General features: G+C 37.9%; 2 protein-coding genes and 1 pseudogene. 1 reads left to right on the top strand and 2 read right to left on the bottom strand.

Annotation, left to right across the window (positions count from 1 at the left end; all coding sequences use genetic code 11):
- Nucleotides 1–185 (top strand): annotated as a pseudogene (locus HMPREF9304_RS14835) (hypothetical protein); the annotation flags it as partial.
- Here the strand turns inward: HMPREF9304_RS14835 and HMPREF9304_RS14615 are convergent.
- Together HMPREF9304_RS14615 and HMPREF9304_RS14610 are read right to left on the bottom strand one after the other, a co-directional pair.
- On the bottom strand, nt 172–897 hold the full coding sequence (locus HMPREF9304_RS14615; protein WP_008122231.1) for a hypothetical protein: 726 nt from the start codon (nt 895–897) through the stop codon (nt 172–174). The pseudogene HMPREF9304_RS14835 and the gene HMPREF9304_RS14615 sit on opposite strands and share 14 nt — an antisense overlap.
- The coding region (locus tag HMPREF9304_RS14610) for a DNA adenine methylase (RefSeq protein ID WP_081953624.1) at nt 897–1,870 on the bottom strand (974 nt) is incomplete at its 5' end. The genes HMPREF9304_RS14615 and HMPREF9304_RS14610, both read right to left, overlap by 1 nt.

Raw genomic sequence — 1,870 nt, 5'->3', positions numbered from 1 at the left:
GTAATGCCTCAAGTCACATTGTGGGGTAAGGGGATATTGTAGGCAGAAGTGGGTGTTTCAAGTTCAAATTATCTGCAAATTCAGTAATGAGAGGACGTGTACACGCAATAAGGACGTTCAAGGGCTTAGTTGCGGATTTGAGGATTACTTATGTAGTTAGGCTGTTGCATATTAGTCTTCGTTAGAATGGTCGTTTATGAAAGACGTTACCAAATCTTTTATTGTTTGTTCAGCATTATCAATGCCAACCAAACTTATCAACTGTTCATAATCATCGATTTCATTGTCTGTAAAAGTAATGACTATCTTACGTTCGTTGTTTCCTGCAATATGAGTATAGTTTTCGGGATGAGCCCAAAAGCAATTTTCACATAATTCCACATCCTTGATTGTCCAGTTAGGACAGTGCTCGCAAGTCCAAGATTTGGCTCTATTCGCAGAAGGACTGAGTAGCATGTAGCAATCTATGTCGCTTTCATCTTGTTCGCCGCCTATCTCATATGGAACTCGATGGTCAACTTGCAAAAGCCTTTCCTCCATTGGCTGAAGATAAATAAAACAAACTGAACCATGTTTGTCAATTAGAGCCTTCTTTAATGCTTCAGAAAGTGCAGTTCTACCTGCCACCTTGGATATTTTATTGTCGGAAAAAACTGGATCACCGAATTTGTAGGCACCAATTCTTTTCCCCTCACTACTTTTTACATTATAGGTAACCAGATTTACTCCTCGTTCCCTTACGTCTCTTGCCGCTCTTGGTGCATGTTTATATCCGTATTTATTTTCCAGTTCTTCAGTTGTAATAAAGCCATACTTTAAAATATGCTGTATAACAGTTGCGGGTCGCTTATCTGTTATCGAGTTAAGCCTCTCAAGTATTTCCTTTGAATATTTCATTATGTAAATAATAATTGATTATGAACTGTTGGTTGTACTACATCTTGAAGATTTGCGCTTAGATATAAAGCCTCAAATGTAACTTCTTTCTTTCCAAGTAAAAGAGCCTGACTTGAAAGGCCTGCATTGAGCATTACTTTTCTTAGTCCCAAATCATTAGGCAAATCGTTACCATACTGTTTATCTCCGCAACTTCCATCATAGCTGATGATGTAGTCAATACCTCTTCTATTGAGATCTTCCAAGCTTTCGACAAACTCATTATAATCTATGCCAGAAAAATAGCGATTGTCTCTAGTTGCGCAAACACCTTGATACGGAGGATCCATATATACGATGTCACCAGGTCGAGCCATCTGCAATACTTCTCGATAGTCTACTGAAGAGAATTCTGTCCTATTTTTCAAGTAGCTTGAAATGCGGAAGATATTCTTTGATAAGTTTGCAGGAGAAACACCTTTGCGCCGTTTGTCCGGAGATTGGTTGAACTGACCATTACCACTATACCTAACAGAACCTTTTACACATCGGGCTAAAAGATACAACATATTGGCGGCGCATTGATTGCCACTATTAAAGTCATCACGCACTTTATAGTAATGTGCAACACTACCTTCATTAAAAGTCAACTGCTCGTTCCAGACCCTTGTGTAATCATCGAGTAGACGCTGAGGATTGTTGATTGCTTCCTCTAGCACACTAACAAGAGGTGTATTGAGGTCATTTAAATGATATAATTGAGCTTTATTCAGTCTTGAAACAGCTATTGTAATTGCAGCCATACCTGCGAAAGGTTCAATTAAACGATTGAATCTTTGAGGAAAATACGGCAGTATCTGAGGAGCTAGATTTCTCTTAGAACCTTGATATTGAACTATATGAGGTACACTACCATTCATCTTGTTTAAATAATATAATCTTAATTCCGCAACACTATTATAAATTAAACTTTTTAAGTATCTGAGCAACAAAA

Origin of the sequence: Hoylesella timonensis S9-PR14 (genome assembly GCF_000762405.1) — a bacterium.
Lineage (GTDB): Bacteria > Bacteroidota > Bacteroidia > Bacteroidales > Bacteroidaceae > Prevotella > Prevotella timonensis_A.
The sequence above is the reverse complement of the archived record's forward strand: the minus strand, read 5'-3'. Positions and strand labels throughout refer to the sequence as shown.

Excerpts from the sequence above, each read along its gene's own strand:
- HMPREF9304_RS14615 (WP_008122231.1), bottom strand. The coding sequence starts at position 897 with ATGAAATATTCAAAGGAAATACTTGAGAGGCTTAACTCGATAACAGAT.